This window comes from Peribacillus sp. BM1, assembly GCF_056679975.1.
Window position 1 is genome coordinate 515,810 of record NZ_CM155259.1, and the last position, 20,850, is coordinate 536,659.

The 20,850-nt window shown below is 39.5% G+C and carries 18 protein-coding genes and 2 riboswitches; of the genes, 4 read left to right on the top strand and 14 right to left on the bottom strand.

Annotated features, from left to right (window positions below; genetic code table 11):
- Positions 1–298: 298 nt before the first annotated feature.
- The 8 genes from AC1MGI_RS02610 to AC1MGI_RS02645 form a co-directional block, all read right to left on the bottom strand.
- The gene (locus AC1MGI_RS02610) at positions 299–1,612 is read right to left on the bottom strand and encodes an O-acetylhomoserine aminocarboxypropyltransferase/cysteine synthase family protein (RefSeq protein WP_480348296.1); all 1,314 of its coding nucleotides are present in this window, start codon (positions 1,610–1,612) and stop codon (positions 299–301) included.
- 108 nt (positions 1,613–1,720) lie between these two features.
- A riboswitch (SAM riboswitch) is annotated at positions 1,721–1,827 on the bottom strand.
- 319 nt (positions 1,828–2,146) lie between these two features.
- Positions 2,147–2,458, bottom strand: coding sequence for a thioredoxin family protein (locus tag AC1MGI_RS02615; RefSeq protein ID WP_480348298.1), 312 nt, complete (start codon positions 2,456–2,458; stop codon positions 2,147–2,149).
- A 15-nt stretch (positions 2,459–2,473) separates the two neighbouring features.
- Complete coding sequence (locus AC1MGI_RS02620; RefSeq protein WP_480348299.1) at positions 2,474–2,821, bottom strand: toprim domain-containing protein; 348 nt, start codon at positions 2,819–2,821, stop codon at positions 2,474–2,476.
- 107 nt (positions 2,822–2,928) lie between these two features.
- Entirely contained in the window at positions 2,929–3,312 is a 384-nt protein-coding gene (gene gcvH, locus AC1MGI_RS02625; RefSeq protein WP_480348302.1) for a glycine cleavage system protein GcvH, read from the bottom strand.
- A 77-nt stretch (positions 3,313–3,389) separates the two neighbouring features.
- Complete coding sequence (locus AC1MGI_RS02630; protein WP_480348303.1) at positions 3,390–3,746, bottom strand: arsenate reductase family protein; 357 nt, start codon at positions 3,744–3,746, stop codon at positions 3,390–3,392.
- Positions 3,747–4,208: 462 nt separating this feature from the next.
- Positions 4,209–5,993, bottom strand: a complete 1,785-nt coding sequence (locus tag AC1MGI_RS02635) for an acyl-CoA dehydrogenase family protein (protein ID WP_480348305.1) — start codon at positions 5,991–5,993, stop codon at positions 4,209–4,211.
- Positions 5,994–6,125: 132 nt separating this feature from the next.
- Positions 6,126–7,304: an acetyl-CoA C-acetyltransferase gene (locus AC1MGI_RS02640; protein WP_480348307.1), complete on the bottom strand. Its 1,179-nt coding sequence runs from the start codon at positions 7,302–7,304 to the stop codon at positions 6,126–6,128.
- Positions 7,305–7,416: 112 nt separating this feature from the next.
- On the bottom strand, positions 7,417–9,759 hold the full coding sequence (locus tag AC1MGI_RS02645; RefSeq protein WP_480349680.1) for a 3-hydroxyacyl-CoA dehydrogenase/enoyl-CoA hydratase family protein: 2,343 nt from the start codon (positions 9,757–9,759) through the stop codon (positions 7,417–7,419).
- A 251-nt stretch (positions 9,760–10,010) separates the two neighbouring features.
- Between AC1MGI_RS02645 and AC1MGI_RS02650 the strand changes: the two genes are divergently transcribed.
- The 3 genes from AC1MGI_RS02650 (at position 10,011) to AC1MGI_RS02660 (ending at position 10,993) form a co-directional block, all read left to right on the top strand.
- Positions 10,011–10,142, top strand: a complete 132-nt coding sequence (locus AC1MGI_RS02650; RefSeq protein WP_082191192.1) for a YuzL family protein — start codon at positions 10,011–10,013, stop codon at positions 10,140–10,142.
- A 212-nt stretch (positions 10,143–10,354) separates the two neighbouring features.
- Positions 10,355–10,633, top strand: coding sequence for a hypothetical protein (locus tag AC1MGI_RS02655; RefSeq protein ID WP_480349681.1), 279 nt, complete (start codon positions 10,355–10,357; stop codon positions 10,631–10,633).
- 81 nt (positions 10,634–10,714) lie between these two features.
- Entirely contained in the window at positions 10,715–10,993 is a 279-nt protein-coding gene (locus AC1MGI_RS02660) for a spore coat protein (protein WP_480349682.1), read from the top strand.
- A 75-nt stretch (positions 10,994–11,068) separates the two neighbouring features.
- On the opposite strand, the gene AC1MGI_RS02665 is transcribed toward AC1MGI_RS02660, so the two are convergent.
- Complete coding sequence (locus tag AC1MGI_RS02665) at positions 11,069–11,323, bottom strand: YusU family protein (protein WP_062185821.1); 255 nt, start codon at positions 11,321–11,323, stop codon at positions 11,069–11,071.
- Positions 11,324–11,441: 118 nt separating this feature from the next.
- The gene (locus tag AC1MGI_RS02670; protein ID WP_480348310.1) at positions 11,442–12,626 is read right to left on the bottom strand and encodes an FtsW/RodA/SpoVE family cell cycle protein; all 1,185 of its coding nucleotides are present in this window, start codon (positions 12,624–12,626) and stop codon (positions 11,442–11,444) included.
- A gap of 599 nt (positions 12,627–13,225) precedes the next feature.
- Positions 13,226–13,404: riboswitch (Lysine riboswitch) on the top strand.
- Positions 13,405–13,616: 212 nt separating this feature from the next.
- On the opposite strand from AC1MGI_RS02670, the gene AC1MGI_RS02675 reads away from it, so the two are divergent.
- Positions 13,617–15,074 (top strand): amino acid permease, encoded by a 1,458-nt coding sequence (locus AC1MGI_RS02675; RefSeq protein ID WP_480349683.1) that lies wholly within the window; start codon positions 13,617–13,619, stop codon positions 15,072–15,074.
- Positions 15,075–15,226: 152 nt separating this feature from the next.
- On the opposite strand, the gene AC1MGI_RS02680 is transcribed toward AC1MGI_RS02675, so the two are convergent.
- The 4 genes from AC1MGI_RS02680 to AC1MGI_RS02695 form a co-directional block, all read right to left on the bottom strand.
- Complete coding sequence (locus AC1MGI_RS02680) at positions 15,227–15,781, bottom strand: YhcN/YlaJ family sporulation lipoprotein (RefSeq protein ID WP_480348313.1); 555 nt, start codon at positions 15,779–15,781, stop codon at positions 15,227–15,229.
- A gap of 520 nt (positions 15,782–16,301) precedes the next feature.
- Entirely contained in the window at positions 16,302–18,293 is a 1,992-nt protein-coding gene (gene ltaS, locus AC1MGI_RS02685; protein WP_480348315.1) for a lipoteichoic acid synthase, read from the bottom strand.
- A 1,005-nt stretch (positions 18,294–19,298) separates the two neighbouring features.
- The gene (locus AC1MGI_RS02690; protein ID WP_480348317.1) at positions 19,299–19,631 is read right to left on the bottom strand and encodes an antibiotic biosynthesis monooxygenase family protein; all 333 of its coding nucleotides are present in this window, start codon (positions 19,629–19,631) and stop codon (positions 19,299–19,301) included.
- Positions 19,632–19,713: 82 nt separating this feature from the next.
- The gene (locus AC1MGI_RS02695) at positions 19,714–20,748 is read right to left on the bottom strand and encodes a siderophore ABC transporter substrate-binding protein (protein WP_480349684.1); all 1,035 of its coding nucleotides are present in this window, start codon (positions 20,746–20,748) and stop codon (positions 19,714–19,716) included.
- Positions 20,749–20,850: the final 102 nt, after the last annotated feature.

The window sequence follows — 20,850 nt, forward strand, 5'->3', positions numbered from 1 at the left end:
AAAGTGAAACTTCAATCAGTGGCGGTTTTCTTCATCCCCTACTGATTGTTAGTCCCGTTCTACTGTCGTTAAGATCGCAAGCAAGCTTCAATCAATCGACAGTACGAACTAAGGCTCAACGAACTCAGACTAAATACGCCGCATCCTGTGGGCCCAAACTTTACCTCTGCTCATGCATCGGTAAGTTTCACTCTATCTCACCAATCGGACCTTTACGGGCAGTTGATCCCCCACCTATCCTCTTTTAGCATGCTCAGAATCTCGAGATGGGGGTCTTACTGCTTAAGTGTGGGAAAAATTATTTTACCGCAAGTGAATGAATGCCTGTAGCTTTTTCAATCGCTTGTTCAAGATCATCGATTAAGTCTTGGGCATTCTCAATTCCGACCGATAAACGTACCAAATCCTCGGCTACACCTGATTTTTCAAGTTCTTTGACTGAAAGTTGCTGATGCGTCGTGCTCGCAGGATGGATGATTAAACTCTTCGCATCTCCAACATTGGCTACATGGGACCATAAGCGAATCGAGTTAATGAGATTCGCACCTGCTTCTCTGCCACCTTTAATGCCAAACGTAACAATGGAACCTGCTCCTTTTGGCAAATATTTGTCAGCCAAGCTCTTATCAGGATGATCTTCATTACCAGGATAGTAGACCCATGAGACAGCTGGATGATTTTGCAGATAGTCGATGATAATCTTTGTATTCAAAATATGTTCCTTCATCCTCACATGCAATGTTTCCAGCCCAATTGCGAATTGGAAAGCACTCTGCGGACTTAATGCTGGTCCAAGATCTCGGAGTAGCTGCACACGTGCTTTGGTAATAAAGGCGGCTGGGCCAACTGCTTCTGCATAAACGATTCCGTCATAGCTTGGATCTGGTTCAGTAAAGCCTGGGAAGTTAGGTGAGTTATAATCGAATTTCCCTGCGTCTACAATGATCCCGCCCAACGTTGTTCCATTTCCAAGCAGCCATTTTGTTGCGGAATGAACGACAATATCAGCGCCAAAATCAATCGGTCTGCAAAGATATGGCGTAGCAAACGTGTTATCGATAATGAGCGGAACGCCTGCTTCATGTGCAATGTCAGCCACCGCTTCAATATCAAACACACGCAAACTTGGATTGCCGATTATTTCTGCAAAGACTGCTCTTGTTCGTGAAGTAATCGCATCTCTGAAATTTTCAGGATCATCAGATGAAACAAATCGGACCTTTATCCCATATTTCGGAAGTGTATTGGCAAATAAATTATATGTACCCCCATATAAAGTTGAAGCTGCTACAATTTCATCCCCCGCACCAGCAATATTTAAAATGGCTAAAGTGATTGCAGCCATTCCGCTCGATACCGCTAAAGCGCCAATTCCACCTTCCAATAAGGCCACTCTTTCCTCAAATGTTGTAACTGTCGGGTTATGAATTCTTGAATAAATGTACCCAGGTTCTTTTAACCCGAACAAATTAGCAGCATGCTCCGTACTTTTGAACGCAAAAGCATTACTTTGGTAAATCGGCAATGATCTTGCTCCAGTTACCGGATCTGCCTCTAAGCCTCCATGAACACTCAATGTCTCAAAGCGATAATTGTTTTTTTCTTCTCCCATGTAAATCCACTCCCTATACTTCATTTTTACGATCCTATTCGCTCCGCAATGATAGGTATATGAGAATCAAAAAAACCACTTCTTTAAGAAGAGGTTTATTATAAACTCTCCTTATCTTCCAGAGCTAATACTCTGCTGGAATTAGCACCGTGTATGAATTACATACCGGTTGCCGGGCTTCATAGGACCAGTTCCTCCACCACTCTTGATAAGAAATTAATTTAATTTTCGGTAAATTGTTCTTGTGATAAATATATCATGAGCAATAATGCCAGTCAACCTCATCTTTCTTTTATTTCACAGCTTTTTTCACCCCACGATCAGACGTTACTCTCTTTCCTTCGACAAACCTTTCATCAAAAAACATTTCTTGTCACTATTTCCCGAGAAATAGAAGCTTAAAGAGTATTCCCTTAATAGGATCCGCAATGAATATGTAAACGGTTCTCATCAAATGAATAGCAAATACCCGAATAATGGATAGCAAGCTTCTCCATCATTCGGGCATTAATCCATAGTATAGAAAATCATTCTTCATGATTCTAGCTCCTTTAAGAGAGCATAAAGATACGGTACTGATTGAAAGGCATAAACTTTTTCAATCAATTGTCCTTCTTTAAAAAGCAGCAAGCAAGGAACACTTTCTACTTTATATTGCGTCGAAATAGCTGGGCTATAGTTCATATTCATCTTACCGCTTTTTAATTCAGGATAAAGCTCTAACGCAACAGTAAGCATTTTTGAAGCGACCTGACAAGTTCCACACATCGGGGTATACAAATATAAACAAACCGTCTTATCCCGTGGAATCGCGTCATTTAATTCTGTTTCATTCCATTCTTGCACAGTAACACTCATCCTCTATTCTAAATATTTCACTTTCACGTCTATTTTGGCTGCAAGTAGCATAGTTGAAAGATGTTTTAGCGGAGCATCCGCTACTTGACGATACATTTTGTCTATATAAATATGGGAAGCGTTTGGCATTTCACGCATCAGCTGTTTCCGAAGCTTTTCTCCAGATTTATCTGCATCAACGAGAATATATACATCCTTGTCTTCCAATTCTTCCACAAGTTCATCCAATCTTACTAAAGAGATTGTTCCGTTTGTACAGATAATCTCTACATCTTCGTTCAAAATCTTTTTTACTTGACGCTTATCAGAAGTTCCTTCGACAATAAGAATTTTTTCAACCTCAGACTGCATGAACAACATCATCACCCATCTTGAGTTCTCTCAAAATACTAGAGCCTACCTGTTGCCCGAATAATAAACAAGGAAGACCGTTGCTACAGCCTTCCTCATTTAACATCTTATCCTTCGTTAGTCATTTCTTCGTATGCCTCTGCTGTCATTAGTTTCTCAATTTCAGTGCGGTCAGACGGCTCGACTACAACCATCCAAGCCTTCTCATAAGGAGACTCGTTTACAAACTCAGGGCTATCATTTAGATCCTCGTTCACTGCAACGACTTTACCACTGATCGGTGCATATAATTCAGAAACTGTTTTTACAGATTCAACGCTACCGAATGGCTCGTCCGCTTTAATTTCGTCGCCTACTTCTGGAAGCTCAACAAACACAATATCACCAAGCTCCGATTGCGCAAAGTGTGTAATTCCGATACGAACCGTTTCGCCCTCTGTTTTTACCCATTCATGTTCTTCTGAATAACGTAATTCTTTTGGTGTTGTCATTAATAAATCCCTCCAAGTATGTAGTAGTAACTCTCTTATAGTATATAAGTAGATTTTTCAATTTGGAAGTACAAACTTCAGATCCAGTTCTTCTCAAATTCTTCTTCTTTAAAACCTACTGTTACTTTCCTGCCATCTGTAACAATCGGACGTTTTATTAACATCCCATCAGAAGCCAGAATTTTCAGCATTTCTTGTTCAGATGCCTCTTTCAAACGATCCTTTAAACCCAATTCACGATACTTTTGACCACTTGTGTTGAAGAATTTCTTTAAATCGAGACCACTGTTATGGAACAACTCTTTCACTTCAGAACTTGAAGGCGGATTTTCCGCGATGTGGATGTCTTTGTATGTAAGTTCATGTGCATCAAGCCACTTCTTAGCATTGCGGCAAGTTCCGCATTTTGGATACCAATAAAATGTTAAGGACATTTTCTCACCACCTATTGATAGAATACCCTTTTTTCAATAGCAACACAAAAGATTCAGCAACGAAAATAGAAAAAGACTCCCAGAAATACTGAACACTGGAGGTGCTTAAACTCTAGGTCCGAATCGGGAGTCCTTTCTCATTTCTAAATTTATCCTGCATTAACGGGCAGTAAAACCCCCACCTTAAGGCTCAGAGGAAGCCTAGGTGGGGGATAGCTGCCCGCAAAAGCCCGATTGGTGAGATACAGCGAAACTTACCTTTGTGGTTTTCAAAGGTTTAGTTGAGGCCCACAGGATGTGGGTCACACAGACGTTGCCGCAGGACGCGGCGTACTTTGTCTGTGATTCATTAAATCGGGTTCGTAGAGTCGCTTTATCTACGCTGCGCGGAGATATTAGCGACTCTAGAATGGGACTAACAATGAGTGGGGGATGAGCCCCCCCACTCATTGAAGTTTCACTTTATAACACAAATTTTCCTGCTGCAATTACTTTAACAGAGGCTTCACGTTTTTTGGCAATAACATTGATTGGCGTGTGTCTAGTTAATTTGCGAAGGGAAGAAAGCATGATACGCAATGGGTCACCGACTTCTACAGCAATTAATGTTTCTTTTGCATGCTGCTCGATTTCATTGAACGCTTCTTGAACGAAGATTTCTGTGTAAAGAACTTTTTGCTGGTTCTTTTCTATTCCAGTTGTAGAGATTGCTTTTTCTGTACGTAAAAGCACTGATTCAGCGGCATAAGTAAGAGATGCAATATCAGCAATGTTCACTAGAATTTCTTGCTCTTCTTCAAGCTTAGGTCCGAATTTTTGTGCAGCGAGCCCTGCAGCAAGCAACGCGATTTTCTTCGCATTTCTTACTAGCATTTTTTCTTGTGCCAATGGTTCATCACCTGGTTCCTCAGGCATCATCATCAATAACTCTTCTTTTAGAGTTTGAGCTTTTTGAAGGATAGGCAGCTCGCCTTTTAACGCTTTTTTCAAGAATGTTCCCGGTACCAATAAACGATTGATTTCATTCGTTCCTTCAAAGATACGATTAATCCTGGAATCACGGTATGCACGTTCAATTTCGTATTCTTGCATGAAACCATAGCCGCCATGTAGCTGAACGCCTTCGTCCACAACATAATCCAAAACTTCAGTCGCAAAGAATTTATTTAATGAACATTCAATCGCGTATTCGGCAATGGATGCTGCAACGGCCTTGCCGTCTTTTACCTCTTCATCAGACAGCTGACTCATTCTTTGTTCAAAAAGACCAACTGTACGGTAAACAGAACTTTCTGCTGCATAAATTCTCGAAGCCATTGTCGCCAATTTCTCCTTTGTTAAGTTAAAAGAAGATATGACTGTTTTAAATTGTTGCCGTTGGTTCGTATAGCTAGCGGCCAATTCGAAGGCACGCTTAGCTCCACCGACTACACCTACACCTAATTTATAACGTCCGACATTTAAAATATTGAAAGCAATAACGTGTCCACGACCAGCTTCACCAAGAAGATTCTCAACTGGCACTTCGGCGTCTTCTAGGATCAACGTACGTGTAGACGAACTCTTGATACCCATTTTCTTCTCTTCAGCACCGACAGATACACCAGTGAATTCACGCTCAATGATAAATGCTGAGAATTTTTCCCCATCGATTTTTGCATATACAATAAATACATCCGCAAAAGCTGAATTGGTGATCCATTGTTTTTCACCGTTTAATACGTAGTGAGTTCCTTTTTCATTCAGTTTTGCTACAGTTTTTGCTCCTAAAGCATCTGAGCCTGAACTCGGCTCAGTCAAAGCGTAAGCGGCAATTTTTTCACCCGTTGCAAGCAATGGCAGATATTTTTGTTTTTGATCTTCGTTCCCGAAAAGAACGATTGGCAGAGATCCAATTCCGACATGCGCACCGTGTGTAATTCCGAAACCACCTGCACGAGACATTTTTTCAGCAATTAATGCTGAGCTGACTTTATCAAGACCAAGTCCACCGTATTCTTCTGGAACATCCGCTCCTAGTAGTCCAAGGTCACCGGCTTGTTTCAACAATTTTACTGAACGATCGAATTCGTGCTTCTCTAAATATTCAACTTCTGGTACTACCTTATGAATGACGAAATCCTCCGTTGTTTTTGCAATCATTTTTTGCTCGTCTGTGTAATCCTCTGGGGTGAACATCTGATCATACGTAATGTCTTCTACTAAAAAACCGCCGCCTTTGATTAACTTTTCAGTTTCGTTAGCCATCTTCTCGTGCCTCCTAATTTGATCATTGGGTCAGACCCCTCAATTAATCAATCTGGAAATTCCACTTAAATTGCCTTATCTCCGGAAGGTGACTTCGGGGTCAGACCCCTTTTTTCTACTGCACACAAGTTATTATCCGATCAATTCAAATACTCCAGCGGCTCCCATTCCGCCACCGATACACATTGTTACTACTCCAAATTGCTGATTCTTTCGTTTCATTTCATGAAGCAGGCTTAGTGTTAATTTTGCACCGGTACAACCAAGTGGATGGCCCAGGGCAATTGCACCGCCATTTACGTTCACAATTTCTTCATTTAGACCAAGCTCACGGATGATTTGGATCGATTGAGAAGCAAACGCTTCATTCAATTCAAATAAACCAATATCTGAGAGCGCAAGCCCCGCTAGTTTTAATGCTTTAGGTATCGCCGCTACCGGACCAATCCCCATGATTTCAGGAGGAACGCCAGCTACTGCAAATGAACGGAATTTCCCTAATGGAACCAAGCCATATGAAGTTGCTTTCTCTCGATCCATGACCATAACAGCCGCCGCTCCATCACTTGTTTGTGATGCATTACCCGCTGTTACGGATCCCGTTACTGAAAAGGCTGGTCGTAATTTGCTTAGAATATCTATCGTGGTCCCTTCACGTACACCTTCGTCTGTCATAAATTGATAGCTTCTTGACTCTGGCTTTAAATCTGCACCAACAGAATGAATCGTCACGTCAACAGGAACAATCTCATCAGCAAATTTTCCGTCCGCAATTGCTTTTGCAGCTTTTTGATGGCTACGAACTGCAAAAGCATCTTGGTCTTCACGAGAGATGCCGAATTTCTTCGCTACTTCTTCAGCTGTATGCCCCATTCCCATATAATACTCAGGAGCCGTTTCGGCGAGCTTCGCATTCGGACGAGTTACATGTCCCATCATCGGCACCATACTCATTGATTCTGCTCCACCGGCAATGACTGTATCGCTAAACCCGAGCATGATTCTTTCTGCACCATAAGCAATACTGTTCAAACCACTTGAACAATAGCGATTGATCGTAATGGCCGGTACAGAATGGGGCAAGCCGGCCAGTGCACCGATGTTTCTCGCCATGTTTAAGCCTTGTTCAGCTTCTGGCATGGCACAACCAATGATTAAATCATCAATGTTCCCTTCGTAATTGCCAGCACGTTTCAATGTCTCTTTTACAACAAGAGCACCTAAGTCATCCGGGCGTGCTTTTGCAAGAGAGCCTTTTTTCGCTTTCCCAACTGGCGTTCTTGCTCCAGCTACTATTACCGCTTCTCTCATGAGGACCCTCCTTACGTAAAATGAAACTTCAATCAGTGGGGTTTTGACTTTCCGTGAATACGGGATACATGTAAGCCATTATTCCGCAACGCTAAATGAACGATTATCAAGATTAGTTGCGTAGCGGCTTTCCTTTAAGAAGCATATGTTGCATTCTCTGTTGAGATTTCGGTATAGAAATTAAGCTTAGGAATGCTTCTTTTTCTAAGTTTAATAAGTATTGTTCATCCACTTCTGTACCAAATGGCACCATCCCACCTGCAAGAACAAAGGCAAGCTTTTTCGCAATGACCATGTCATGCTCAGAGATATATCCTGTTAGACGCATCGACTCAGCTCCTAGCAGAAGGGTTGCATATCCCGATTCGCCGACCACTGGAATTTTTTCCTTTATTGGTGCCATATAGCCTTGTTCATGTAATGCAAGAACAACTTGCTTCGCATCATAAATTAAGTGATCTGGATTCACACTAATTCCATCTGTGACATTCAAGAAATTATTTTCATGTGCTTCTTCTCCTGAAGAGGAAACCTTTGCCGTCGCCACCATTTCAAATACTTTATTTACGACTTTCTGTAAATCAACTTCCACACCTTTTGGTAAACTCTTTACCGTCTTATAATACAGTTCCTTCGCTCCACCGCCGCCTGGAATTAAACCAACTCCCACTTCAACAAGACCCATGTATGTTTCCGAAGATGCCTGAATACGAGCCGCCGGAAGACACACTTCAGCCCCTCCACCTAATGTCATATTAAACGGTGCAGCAACAACTGGTTTCGGGCTATATTTAATCTTCAACATGGCTTTTTGGAACTGAGTGATGACCATATCTAGTTCAAAAATATTGTCATCTTGGGCTTCCATTAGCATTAATGCGATATTTGCTCCGACACAGAAGTTCTTCCCCTGGTTTCCAATGACAAGACCTTTGTAATTTGTGGCTACTTCCTCAATTGCAAAGTTAATCATTTGAATGATATCAAGTCCTATTGCATTGTTTTGTGAGGTGAATTCTAGCAATGCCACACCATCACCGATATCGATTAAGCTGGCGCCAGCGTTCTTTTTGATAACCCCTTTTTGCTTTTTCACTTTTTTCAAATTGATTGCTTTAGGATTTTCGATGAGTTGCTTGTATTCGCCATGATGGAAGTACAGCGTTTCACCTTGTTCATTTTCTTTGTAAAAGTGAGTGAATCCGTTTCTGAGCATTTCTTTTACCCATTCTGGTACAGGAACGTCTTCTTGCTCTAATTTCGTAACGGACTTCTCTAGTCCAATCGCATCCCATGTTTCAAACGGACCTTTTGACCAGCCGAATCCCCACTTCATCGCTTGATCGATTGCTTTGATATCGTCTGCAATTTCACCAAGTTGTGTAGCAGAGTAAGTAAGTACTGGGGTTAATATTTTCCACAAGAGCTGTCCGGCACGATCATCCGAATAAATGAGCGCCTTCATTTGATTTGAATAACCTTTTGCCTGTTTGCTCATTTCAGTAGAGGCTGTTTTTAGTTTCTTTCTCGGTCCGTATTCCAGGGTTTGCGGATTAAGTTCAAGAATTTCTTTTCCTTTTTTCATGAAAAATCCCTGGCCACTTTTGCTTCCCAGCCACCCTCTATCAACCATTTTTGTTACAAAATCAGGTATCCGAAAGACTTCCTTCTCTTTACCATCCACCTGGTCATAAACATTTTTTGCTACATGAGCAAATGTGTCTAACCCCACAACATCAAGTGTGCGAAACGTTGCACTTTTTGGTCTGCCAATCATTGGTCCTGTGATGGAGTCTACTTCACCGATACTGTAACCGCCTTTTAACATTTCTTGTACAGTTACGAGTAAACCATATGTTCCAATTCTATTAGCAATGAAATTGGGTGTATCTTTCGCTTCAACAACCCCTTTTCCAAGGACATCTTCACCAAACTGTTTCATAAATAAGAGTACCTTTGGATCAGTCAATTTTGTTGGAATAATTTCAAGTAGCTTTAAATAACGTGGTGGGTTAAAGAAGTGAGTGCCTAGAAAGTGCTTTTGAAAGTCTGACGAACGCCCATCCGCCATAGCTTCGATCGAAATGCCTGATGTATTGGAGCTAATGATACTACCTTGCTTTCTATATTGATCCACTTTTACGAAAATGTCTTTTTTCACTTGCAGGTTTTCAACAACAACTTCAATCACCCAATCCACTTCAGCAAGCTTTTCTAAGTCATCTTCAAAGTTACCTGCTTCGATCAATGCAAGTTTGCTTTTTGAAGTAAGCGGTGCGGGCTTTTGTTTTAATAGCTTTTGAATAGACGTTTGGCTGATTCGATTTCTCACCGCTTTATCTTTAAGTGACATTCCTTGTTTCTTTTCATCCTCTGTAAGCTCCCTGGGAACGATATCTAAAAGATAAGTTGGAATTCCTACGTTAGCAAGGTGTGCGGCAATCCCTGAGCCCATAACCCCTGACCCTAGAACAGCAGCCCTTCTGATTTGTCGCACCAAATTCAATCCCCCTTATTCAAATGTCTTGAATGAATACTCATTCATTTTTTCGTTAAAATAAGCGACCTCTCTCCTACTTTAAATATAGAATATTTCAGAAAATTGCGCAATCTTTAATGGCTAAAAACGTCATTTTTTCATTCAACAAATGGTGACATATTATTTCTCTAACCACAAAGAATAACGAGGTAGGAGGTGATTCGCAAATGGTCAAGCGTAAAGATAATCCATCAAAGGCAGCAGTAAGTGCGGCGAGCGTGAAAGGAAACGCAGGTCCTGGCGTTGAAGGACATGGACAAAACAAAGTGAACAGTACAAACAATCAATTTAAAAAATAAAGTGAAACGTCCATCCGTTTCATCCTCCACCGAGGGCAGTTACGTTTTACAGGCTGTTTATTTCCTTCCTATTTTTTCTTGATTCTTTTGCAAAATGGAGTTTTGGGATTAAAGCCTGTGAAACCGGGGTAAATTCGTTATTCTCCATGGTATGTAACGCTCGTAACAACGGTATTCTTTAGAAAAAACATCATTTTAAGGAGGTGGATATGATGCAACAAAATATCCAAGGAAACCAACCACAAAGTAATGTACCTGTTGGAACTATGAAACAGCCACCCAAAATGGTTTCAACGAAAGATAGCCTTTATTTAAAAGATATGCTGTCCTGGAATTTACTTGCTATGAAGAAAGCTCATTTCTTCGCCGCTCAATGCCAAGATCAACAAGTCGTGCAAGCCTTGAATAAATATGGCCTAATGCATCAGCGCCATTATAATACCATCCTTACACATCTTGATCCAGCCAAACAAAGTCAACAGCTCCAATAATCATGATGAAAGGAGATATGCAAATTGGCCAATCAAAATAAAGTACAAAACCCTGAAGCTCCCATTCCAAAGACACCGCAAATGAATGAACGTGATTTCGTTAATGATATGCTAAGTACAGAAAAGTATTTAAAAAGTTCTTATGGAGTGGCATTGAATGAATTGAGCAATCAGACTCTGTATCAGGATATTCAATCCATCTATACTGAAGTCGAGACAGCGCAAAGAGAGCTCTATTACTTAATGTTCGAAAAAGGCTGGTATACTCTTGAAACAGAAGACCCTCAAAAAGTCGGTCAAGCCTACCAACAATTCAGTGGCTATAAGAACCAATTCCCTTATGATGCTGGAATACAATAAAGTGAAACTTCAATTAATAGGGGTCTTACTTCCTGTTAATGCAGGATAACATTTATACAGAACAAAAGGAGAAGGCTAAGCCTTCTCCTTTTGTTCTCGATAGTCGTCGTTCAGTTTTTTTATTTCCTGAATCAGCTTAACCATTTCTTGCTTTGCCTCTGGATAAGTTGAATTCCAATGCTTAGCAAGGGCAGGCATCGATTTAGCAATATACGAATAAAGTGCCCAGTACCGGACTTTTTCCTGAAGTTCAAGATCACTTTCTCCAGTAAGAAGTTCCGTATATTTCTCAATCAAACCATCAAATTGCTCAGTAAATTGATCGTTCATATCAATACTCCTTTGCAAGTGACTTTATCCTGGTTTAACAGGCTGTAATCCCCCACTGATGGAAGTTTCACTTTATGTTTTTTCGAGTCCTCGTTGGTGCCTAACGCTTGCGTTCCTCTTATTTATCGGTAGAAAACATGTATTTCTTATAATGATATCGAATACTAAAAATTAAACCCATCGCCAACATATTCCCCATTAACGAGCTTCCACCATAGCTAATGAAAGGAAGCGGAATACCTGTAATCGGCAAAACGCCAATCGTCATGCCAATATTTTGAAATACATGGAATGTAATCATACTAATTACCCCCACACAAATATACGTATAGAAGTTATTCTTCGTATCCATTCCGGATTTCGTAATGTGATAGATCAGCAAGAAAAACAAACTAACGACAATACTGGACCCAAGAAAACCAAATTCTTCGCCAATCACACTAAAGATGAAATCAGAATGACTTTCCGGTAAATACACTTCTCTAGCACCGATTCCACCTTCTAATGCTTTCCCTGTCGTTTGGCCTGATCCGATCGCAAGCAGCGACTTCGTTAATTGATACCCTGTTGAACTGGCGTAATTATAAGGATCTAACCAAGAATAAATCCGTCCAAATTGATATTGCTTAACTCCTAGGTATTTTACTAAAACATCAGGTTGCCAAAGAACGAAATAAAATATCGTTCCTGCAACGGCTGCCCCGCCTGCAAAAATGGGGGTTAGTATCTTCCATGAAACACCTGAAACAAAAATGACGCCAACTAAAATCGCAATTAAAACAAGAGATGTTCCTAAGTCAGGTTGTAGCATAACTAACATAATCGGCGGCATCGTTACAAGACCTAATTTCAACAACAGCCAGAAATCCGTTTTAAGCGTCTTTATTAGATTTTTTTCATGATGAGTGGTCGCCACATTGGCAAGTGCTACAATCAAAAACGTCTTCATGAATTCAGAAGGCTGAATCGAACCTAATTTCGGAATGATAAACCAACTCTTGGCTCCATTTCTCTCTGGAACTAACGAATCTGGAGCGATCACTAGCAAGACAAGTAAAAGAAGCCCAAAACCATAAGCATACCAAGTTATTTTCTTTAATTGATCTGAATCAAAGGTAATGATGGTTGCAACAATGCCTACACCAACCGCGTACCAAAACACTTGTTGTATTAAAAAGTTATTTACATACTGCCCAGATGTCTGCGCGCTGTATATCGCAATACAGCTCGTAATAAACAGAAGAAATAGTATAAAAGCTAAGGTATAATCAATTCTGGATGAAACTTTATTTTTTGATTCCATATAACTCTCCCCTAAGAAGGATTAAGGGAACTATGATCCATAGCATCTTTTTGAGAAAATAATCCCTTTCGTACATCTATCCATTATACTGTAAACAGACAAAATCACAACTATATCGTATATTGGATATTCCCCCACGAAGTCCCAACTTATCATCTTTCTGCGCTAAGTCGCCTTCTCCTCATGTAGATGGTTACAAGTCCCTGACTTGGCGAAAATAGAAAAGCCAATCCAAAGATCACACCCACAACACTGACCATTCATCCTGCTATCGAAGCATCTAGCATCACTGCTGTGTAATGGCCCATTAATAAATAGTAAAAGAAAACGACCGGGATTCCTATCGCGCAAGCCAATCCAGAATCAAATGCCTTGTTCTTTACAAAAAAAATCGTCGTTACAAGTGCGAATTCGAAATGGAAGTTAAACTAAAAAACCTGTAAACATAATGGTCCAAGTTTTCTCTTTGTTTGCTCCAATATATTGGGTCTTTTCATCTATTCTTGTCTAATTATTACTTCCCTTTCAAAATTAAGCATTGCTTGTCCATCTGAAATATACTATACTACAATCATATTTAATTAAATATTCCCATTCACCGATGGGATAGAGGCTGCAACTTATAATAGTAAAGCGGACGAGATTCAATGAAATTGATGACTCCGTTTGAAAGGATAAATTGCCGAAGTTTGGATAAATCATTGACTATCCAGGCTGGCGATGTTTCCGAACAGGAACATCACTGTCACGTTTAGTAACGTGGAGGGCTATCTTCGGAAGGATTTAACGGACTTATCAAACAGCCGTCGATCTTTTTCGACTGCTGTTTTTTTATTTGTCTAAAATACGATGTAACCTTCCATTTGAGCATCTGATCCCAACTAAAACGATGAAAAAGGTTCAGGTACTCAAATTGTATCACCTTATGAAGGTGGCGGTGCGGAGCTGATTTTTGCGAAGCCCCGCCCCTTTTCCACAGAAAAGGAGTGTATAATATCATTGGCGAATTCATCCAAAGCATCTAACCCTACTCAATTAAAGAGAACTCTTAAAGCACGCCATCTTATGATGATTTCTCTTGGAGGATCAATCGGAACTGGGATATTTTTAGCAAGTGGCGGCGCTATTTCTACTGCTGGTCCAGGTGGAGCGCTGCTCGCCTATGCGGCTGTTGGAATCATGGTTTATTTCTTAATGACAAGTCTTGCCGAGATGGCAGCCTACATGCCAGTAGCTGGTTCATTCAGAGTGTACGCCACGAATTTTGTTGATCCAGCATTTGGTTTTGCTATTGGCTGGAACTATTGGTATAACTGGGCAATTACGATTGCCGCGGAGCTTGCTGCAGTTGTACTTATTATGAAATTTTGGTTTCCAGAAAGTCCTTCAGTTATGTGGAGCGCACTGGCACTTGTGATTATGTTCGGCTTCAACTATTTGTCTGTTAAAGGCTTTGGAGAAGCGGAGTTTTGGTTTGCACTGATTAAAGTTGTAACAGTCATCATCTTTATTATTACTGGATTTTTAATGATTTTTGGCATAATGGGCGGAGAATCAATCGGCTTTACAAACTTCACAATCGAGGATGCACCTTTTAATGGCGGATTCTTTGCCATTCTAGGAATCTTCATGGCAGCGGGTTTCTCCTTTCAAGGGACGGAATTACTCGGCGTAGCTGCTGGAGAAAGCGAAGAGCCGGAAAAAAATATTCCAAAAGCAATTAGCACTGTATTTTGGCGAATCCTTCTTTTTTACATTTTATCTATTTTTGTCATTGGGATGATTCTTCCATACACAGATGAACGATTATTAAGTGATGCGATTTCTGTAAGTCCATTCACACTCGTTTTTGAACGCGCAGGATTTGCCTTCGCTGCATCCGTCATGAACGCCATCATTTTAACATCCGTCTTGTCTGCAGGTAACTCAGGCATGTATGCTTCTACTCGTATGCTTTGGGATTTAGCACGCGATGGTAAAGCACCCAAATTCTTAGGGAAATTGGATAAAAGAGGTGTGCCGGTCAATGCTTTAATCGCCACCACTTTAGTTGGATCACTAGCTTTCTTAACGACTTTCTTCGGCGATGGTGCCGTTTATATTTGGTTGTTAAACGCGTCAGGGATGGCTGGTTTTGTTACTTGGCTCGGGATTGCCATCAGCCATTACCGCTTCCGCAGGGCCTATATCGCACAAGGACACGACATAAAGGATCTTCCATATCGAGCAAAGTGGTTCCCACTCGGTCCATTATTAGCACTGTTTCTGTGTATTTTCATTATACTAGGTCAAAACTACCAAGCCTTTACGGGAGGCGGGGTCGATTGGAACGGAGTACTTGTTTCTTATATCGGTTTACCTCTTTTCTTAATCGTTTGGCTCGTCTATAAAGTTAAAAACAAAACAAAATTAATCCCTTTAAAAGACTGTGATTTTGAAAAAAAGTAAGAAAAGAAATCCAAAAGGGTCGGACTTCACACTATTGATGTGAGGTCTGACCCTTTTTTGTATGGGACAACTTCTTGTCCTATAAGTCAAGGTATTTAATATGCTTACATCACTTCATAAGCAGGTGAATGATGCCAGCTGCCTTATAAACATCAGTGTGCAGACGGGAAAACACGTTTCATCGTTTCAGTGAACTCATCGGCAAATCCTGCAATTGGATGACCATTCCTCACATCAGTCGAATACCCTTGCATACGATTAATGAAGTCAGGGTTTGAAGACACGTACACGTTTTCAATCGTTCCATCAGCTGCCCTTACTTTGTCGGCAATTTTCTCCTCTACATTCTTCGCTAGCTCATTGCTTCCTTTGTCCGATAAATCAGCTGCAACATAGGCACTGTTTCCCATCACCATTACTGTAGAATGTTTCACTTCTTTTAGCTTATCGACTTCAGCAGAAAGGTTGTTTCCCTCTCTAATATCGTTATTATTTGTGACATTCCTTGTGTTATAGTTGACATTATTTCTTACATTTTGGACTTCATTCGGAAACCTGGCTCTGTCATAATTTACGTCTGTCGGATTATTTACGTCTGTCGGCCGATTCACACCTATTTTCTCACTACCCTGATTAGTATTGTTGGCTGTACATCCTCCAACAAATAATGTTGCTATTATTCCACCCGCGATGATTGCGTTCTTCATATCCATCACTCCTTTTTCGTTATTACAAATTTAGTGTTCGTCAGAGAAGATGAAATATGTAAGAACCCGAACAAATCACCTGCAACAATTTTTTCCATGTGAAATACTGGTCCTGTTACCTGCATCGGCTTACTTTTTAACCAATTACGATCCGGAAAACAAATTTTCGTGCTAGATTTACCTAATTATGTGCCAGAATGGAGGGTTTACGCGCCAGAACTAACGCTTTTCGAGCGGGATTTATGATTTACGTGCCAGTGCCAAATTTTCATTTATTTGCATACAAAACCTAAAATGACGTTAAATGGCCACCAGTTACTTTGGAAGGATCCCTCATTAAAAACGCTACATTCACCTAATCACATTGGTGGCGGTGCGGAGCCGTAATTTTGGCGGTTTCTCGATAAAATGAGTATACCTACTAAAAGAGTGGCTATATTAGTAAGTCGTGAAGCCTTGTACCCATGTCCTTCACACAAAAAAACAGGCAAGAAGAGTATTATTCTTCCTGCCTGTTCCTTTATTCTCCAGATGTTTCTTGAGTAGATGTTTCCACTGTATTTTCCACCGGAGTTTCTTTATCTTCTTCATTATTATAATTATAGTCAGAAGGTTTAATTGGTGTGAATCCCTTAGGTGTATAGAAGCGTAATAAATCTCCATTCACAACCTTATCGGAGTACTGAAGTAGTTTTTGCGCAAGTTGTTTATCCGCAGCAATCTCTTCCGTTTCTTCGATTAATTCCCCTGTATTCGTATCATAGTATTTTCCTTTGAGAGAAGTTACAGATGGTGTAATAAAATCTCCATTTCGGAATGGAATCAATTCGTGATGATCTTTAGACAATAAATCTGTACCAAATTGAACATTCTCTTTCGTTTCTACACCTAGTAAATGCATAAGTGTCGGCATTAAGTCAATTTGTCCGCCATACGTATGATTGACTCCACCCTTGACACCTGGTGCATGAATCAGTAAAGGCACACGTTGTAGTTGTGCGTTTTCGAATTCCCCAACTTCAGTTCCAAGTACTTGAGACATAGCTCTCATATGGTTTTCTGAGATTCCATAATGGTCACCGTACATCACGATTACGGAATTATCATATAAGCCGGATTCCTTTAAATAGGTAAAGAACTCTTTAAGTGCTTCATCCGCATATCTGGCCGTTTGGAAGTAATTATCAACTGACTTATCACCCGTTGTATGAGGTGCGATTGTTGTTAAGTCTTGGTTTATCGAATACGGGAAATGGTGTGACACCGTTATAAACTTCGAATAAAATGGCTGTGGCAATTTATCAAGCATCGGGATTGACTCTTGAAAGAAAGGCTTATCCATCAAGCCATAGCTCATTGTATCTTCTACATTCATATCGTAATAGCTTGCATCGTAAAAGCGATTAAACCCAAGCGCTTTATAAATTTTATCGCGGTTCCAGAAAGTCTTATAGTTACCATGAAAAACAGCAGACGTATACCCTTCTTGACCTAAAATAGCTGGTGCAGCTTGGTACGTATTTTGATCATGTGTCGTGAATGCTGAACCTTGTGGTAAACCGTACAATGAATTTTCAAGCATAAACTCGGCATCAGATGTTTTACCTTGACCAACCTGATGGAAGAAATTATCAAAATACATAAAGTCTGTGCTATGCGCTAATGAATTTAAGAATGGTGTAACTTCCTCTCCATTAAGCTTGTAATCAATAAGGAAATTCTGCATCGATTCCAAATGAAGATAAATCACATTCTTACCCTTTGAAGCACCGAAATATTCTGGGTTTGGCTCAGCATACATCGCTTTTGTAAAATTGACAATCTCAGCAATGTCTGTGCTGTTTGCCGTTGCACGCTGTGCATATGTTCTCGTATTTTGTACTGCGTCATATACCATGTAATTGTACATGCCTAAATATTTAACAATATAGTTACGGTCAAATGTTCTAGTAAGTAGTTGCGGACGGTCTTTTTCCGCTAACGCAAGGTTTACTGAGAAAATAGCAAGTCCAGCAAGGAAGACCATTGCAACCGTACGACGTTTCATTTTAATTTCACTTGGTTTGATTGCTTTAGAATAATACAATACGATCAGGATGATTGTATCCAAGAAATACAAAATATCATACGGGTTGAATAATGCCATTACACTCGGACCTAAGTCACCAAAATTTGATGCTTGAGTAAGTGTTGGTAAAGTAATGAAGTCCGTAAAAGAACGGTAATAAACGATATTAGAGAATAAGACGGCTGATAAAATGAAATTTAACCGAATCACCCATTTATATGTCTTTTTCCCCTTGGCCAACAATGCTATTCCAAAGAATAGGATCGCTGAACTAATCGGGTTAATGAGTAGTAGAAACGATTGAAGTTTGTTATCAATCCCTAAATTAAATTCCACCTGATAGCCAATATATGTTTTAATCCAAAATAATGTAACTGCTATTATGAAGAAACTAAGAAGTTTAGTTTGTAAAATGCTTTGACCCTTTTTAAGAAAATTTTTCATGTTTCACCTCTATTAATCTAGTAATCTGAGCCTTAACCGATGATGCAGATTCTGATTATTTATCTTGATAAGTAAATGACATTTTGAGCATAGAATACATAGTATCACTTTCATTCAATAAGTCAAGATTAGTTGAGTGATTATCCTTTTATTCCCATTCACATTCTATTGTAAAGAAATTGTAACAATTCAGTATAGACAATGAAAGGTGCTAAATACTCATTATCATATGAACACGATCCGAAAAAAATAACAAATTAATGCTGATTGCCAACGCCACAAATACTACTATAACGGACTTTCACTTGAACTTCCATTAAATATCACTTTTTTTCATTTCCATATTTCCCAAGTACAAATGCAGTCTCATTCCATCCCTATTTCACTGCGGTTCCAGATGCTTTTACACTGCCTTTACAAAGTTCCGAATGAAAAGTAAATAAACTCAGCATCTAACAGAATGAAAAATGTAACAGTATTCCTGATTTGAATCCTTTTATTATATCACAACCCCATTATTTTTTCCACTAAATTACAAACGTTAAACAAGACTCAAGTACTTATTTAGGAACTTTGATTAAAATCGGCTGTTTCCTATAGCAAACGTCGAAATCTGCACAATCTATGCTAAACCGACAAGTATATGATGAGGGTAATCTCGATTAGAAGTTGGTTTCTTGTGGGGGGTGGTGCTGTTTACGCTTGATATGGACAGGCAAATTGAGGATTCCGCTTAAAAACTTCGTCCTGTTCCCTTTGTATCAAAAAAAGTCCTGTTCACAACAAAAAAATAAACTAAGTTTGTCTTACGTGCAAAGGACCAGACCCCGCAGCTACTATAAAGGATTAGGTGCGTTAAACTAACGCTTTATCCTTTATAGGCTACGGGGCCGGTCCCTTTAAGACATTCTTAGTTTTTGTTTTTTAGAATTATTTAAGACCTTCAACAATTTCATTCACCATTTCCTGAATGGATTCAAGTCCACCGCCTGATAGGTCTGGTACTTATTCTACTACAGTGTAGTTACCGTGCTCCATATTAATAATATAGTCTGGTTTTGGTGGTTTACCACCATGTTGTTTAATCTTCTCTTTGTGACCAGCAATATGCTCCGGACTCTTTTCCCAAGCTTTCCAAGCCTCTTCAGACTCCCAGCGGATAATCATAATTACTTCTTCTTCCCCACGACGTATATTTTTTACAAGTAGCTCACGGCTAATAAAACCTTCTCTTTGTTCCACTAATGATGGGCCTTGGCCGGGTTTCTTTTTAAAACGTTCTAATATCTTTTCTGAATTTCCTTCAGTAATTGTCCACTTACGAATTTGAACAAACATCTGTCTTCCCCCTTAATTATAGTAAAGGCTGTCCCATTTAATGGACAGCCTGCTCTTTTGAAGTCAAATATTTATGTTAATCTTATTTTAACTCGTCTAAGATTTCTTGAATTTTTTCCATTTCAGTTGGTACGCCACCACTTGCGAAGTACCAGTTACCACCATAAAGGTAAACAATTTTGCCTTCTTTGTAAGCACGAGTTTGTTTAATAATGTCGTTTTCAACATCTGCTTTAAGCGCGTCATTGTCTTCAGCGTTGCGGTCAATAACTAATAATACTTCTGGGTCAACTGATAAAATTGACTCATAACTGAAATCAGAACCATGTGAACTAGACTTAATATCTTCAGTTGCTGGTTTGAATCCAAAATCATTATATACATAAGCGAAACGAGAATCTGGACCATTATCGAAACCAGACATTTTCTTCTCATTGTACATAGCTACTAATGCATTTTCATAACCAGCAGCTTTTTCTTGAAGTTCTGCAACTTTTGCATCTAGATCTGCATTTAAAGTTTTAGCTTCTTCTTCTTTACCGAAAATTTGTCCTGCGAGTTCTGCACCTTCTTTAATACCGTTAATATAATTTTCGTTATCAGATCCAATGAATATTACGTTTGGAGTAACTTCTTTTAATTGATCATACATAGGAGCTTGACGACCAGAAATGAAAATTACATCTGGATCAAGTGATGCTACTAATTCGAAATCGATTTCTTTTAAAGTACCTAAGTCTGCATATTCGTCAGAAGAATATTTTTCTTTTAAGTCTGCTGGTAGATTTGATTTAGGAAGACCGACAACGCCCTCCACTCCTAAAGCGTCAAGATTATCTAAGAAACCAAAGTCTAAAGTAACAATACGTTCTGGCATTTCTTCTAAAGTAACATCTTCAAACACCGTTTTTGTTCCTGCTTCTTTATCTTCTCTTTCACCAGTTAAAGATGCAACTGTCATTGGGAATGCAGAAGTTTCAGTAGCTTTTTCTGTTCCTTCAGTTGTCTTTTCTGTATTAGTTTCAGGTGTATCTGTTTTTGCTTCTTCATTTGATCCACATGCTGCTAAAACTAAAGATAGTAAAGTTGTTACAGCTAAAATTTGCCATTTTCTCATTTTTTTCATTCTCTCCCGTTCCTTTTATTATTGATACTGATAATCATTATCATTATAACATGTAAAAATTATAGGTCAACGCATTTTTAATTTATTTTATCC